The organism is Bradyrhizobium sp. CFUWI (genome assembly GCF_056429085.1).
Genome location: NZ_JBWJZE010000083.1, coordinates 1 through 2324 on the forward strand (window position 1 = coordinate 1; position 2324 = coordinate 2324).

The 2324-nt window shown below is 58.3% G+C and carries 1 protein-coding gene and 2 pseudogenes; 2 read left to right on the top strand and 1 reads right to left on the bottom strand.

All coding sequences use genetic code 11. The features are described 5' to 3' along the window. Positions 1-65: 65 nt before the first annotated feature. Positions 66-1118 carry an IS110 family RNA-guided transposase gene (locus AC066S_RS38675; protein ID WP_126262250.1) on the top strand — a complete coding sequence of 351 codons (1053 nt, stop codon included), beginning with the start codon at positions 66-68 and terminating at the stop codon, positions 1116-1118. Positions 1119-1363: 245 nt separating this feature from the next. Next, positions 1364-1762: pseudogene (locus tag AC066S_RS38680) on the top strand (transposase); the annotation flags it as partial. A gap of 234 nt (positions 1763-1996) precedes the next feature. On the opposite strand, the pseudogene AC066S_RS38685 reads toward AC066S_RS38680, so the two are convergent. Continuing rightward, a pseudogene (locus AC066S_RS38685) lies at positions 1997-2260 on the bottom strand (transposase); the annotation flags it as partial. Between the last annotated feature and the right edge of the window lie 64 nt (positions 2261-2324).

Below are 2324 nucleotides of genomic sequence, written 5' to 3' on the forward strand. Positions count from 1 at the left end.
CATTAATGGGATGACCCGCCCCGTCCTCTCAGTCAGACTGAGTTGGCTTTTGAAAGGAGGAAGCAATGAGGACACGGAACAAGCCCAGGCCGGCAACGGTGTTTGGGATCGACATTGGCAAGAACTTTTTCCACGTCGTTGGGCTCGACGCCGCCGGAATGCCGATCCAGAAGGCGACCTTTCGGCGCGATACGCTCTTGCAGTTCTTCGAACGTGCAGGACCGGCTTTGGTGGGGATGGAGGCCTGCTCCGGCTCGCAATGGTTGGCCCGCAAGATCGCCGCCATGGGGCACACCGTTCGCATTATCCCAGCTCAATTCGTGAAGCCATATGTGAAATCCAACAAAAATGACCTCATCGATGCCGCGGCGATCGCCGAAGCCGTGACGAGACCAACGATGCGCTTCGTCGAGCTAAGGTCGCCTGAGCACATTGACCTGCAAGCGCTGCATCGTGTTCGCGATCGGATGATGTCGCAACGGACGTGCCTCATCAATCAGATGCGCGCTTTTTGCCTGGAATATGGGATCGCTATTCACCAGGGCGCCGGCAAGTTCAAGGCTGATCTGCCGAGGGTTTTGGCCGATCAGTCGAATGATCTAACCTCGGCGATGCGTCGCATTCTTGCATCTACATTTGACGAGCTGCGGCAGCTGGAGCTGCGGATTGCCGAGGTCAACCGCGAGATTGAGGCAATTGCCTCTCAAAGCGATACCGCACGTCGATTGATGACCATCCCTGGCATTGGTCCGCTGGCCGCGACGGCGCTTTTGGCAGCAGCTGGATCTGCCCGCCAGTTCAAAAGGGCCCGCGATATGGCAGCTTGGCTAGGTCTTGTCCCGAGAGAATATTCTACGGGAGGCAAAACGAAGCTGCTGGGGATAAGCAAGCGCGGCAATCGATATCTGCGCCGGATGATCATCCATGGCGCCCGTTCCTGCGTGACTCATCTTGATCGCTCGCGATATCGCCTTGGCGCGTGGCTTGATGGACTTCAGGCACGCATGCACACTAACAAGGTCACCGTCGCCTTGGCGGCCAAGATTGCGCGGATCGCATGGGTGGTGATGACCAAGCCCGGCGCAAGCTATGAACGGCGGGATCCGGCCTTTAGCTGATCCCGTTTGTTCCAGACTGCGAGGTTCGTGAAGGTGATGACGAAACAGTCGATCGGCGCGCCGTAAACCCTGTGCAAAAAAGCGGGCTTCGAGCCCGAACCATTTATCTGGGAACGGCACGCGCGGATCTCATCATGGCCTGGCCGCAACAGCGGCCCACTTGCAAGAGGCCGGATACATTTGTGCAGACTGCATCGTCCTCATTAAACGACCTTGCACGGGCGGGGCGGGTCATACATACCGCACGTCGATTGATGACCATCCCTGGCATTGGTCCGCTGGCCGCGACGGCGCTTTTGGCAGCAGCTGGATCTGCCCGCCAGTTCAAAAGGGCCCGCGATATGGCAGCTTGGCTAGGTCTTGTCCCGAGAGAATATTCTACGGGAGGCAAAACGAAGCTGCTGGGGATAAGCAAGCGCGGCAATCGATATCTGCGCCGGATGATCATCCATGGCGCCCGTTCCTGCGTGACTCATCTTGATCGCTCGCGATATCGCCTTGGCGCGTGGCTTGATGGACTTCAGGCACGCATGCACACTAACAAGGTCACCGTCGCCTTGGCGGCCAAGATTGCGCGGATCGCATGGGTGGTGATGACCAAGCCCGGCGCAAGCTATGAACGGCGGGATCCGGCCTTTAGCTGATCCCGTTTGTTCCAGACTGCGAGGTTCGTGAAGGTGATGACGAAACAGTCGATCGGCGCGCCGTAAACCCTGTGCAAAAAAGCGGGCTTCGAGCCCGAACCATTTATCTGGGAACGGCACGCGCGGATCTCATCATGGCCTGGCCGCAACAGCGGCCCACTTGCAAGAGGCCGGATACATTTGTGCAGACTGCATCGTCCTCATTAAACGACCTTGCACGGGCGGGGCGGGTCATACATTTTTTGCAGCGACGTCCTTGAGCATGGCGTTGTCGAGCATTGCTTCGGCCAAGAGCTTCTTCAGCTTGGTGTTCTCGTCCTCCAACGCCTTGAGCCGCTTGGCGTCGGACACCTCCAGACCACCGTACCGGGCCTTCCATTTGTAGAACGTTGCGCTGGAGATCCCGTGTTTGCGGCAGACATCCGCCGTCGCCGCACCCGCCTCCTGCTCCCGCAAAATCCCGATGATCTGTTCTTCCGTGAACCGACTTGGCTTCATGGTCCATCTCCTCAGAGGTGACGGACTCTACCCATTCTTGGAGGAGTTTGCGGGGCTCAGACCA

What these genes read in the sequence shown, in the direction of transcription:
- AC066S_RS38675 (WP_126262250.1), top strand. Translation starts at nt 66, where the DNA reads ATGAGGACACGGAACAAGCCCAGGCCGGCAACGGTGTTTGGGATCGAC.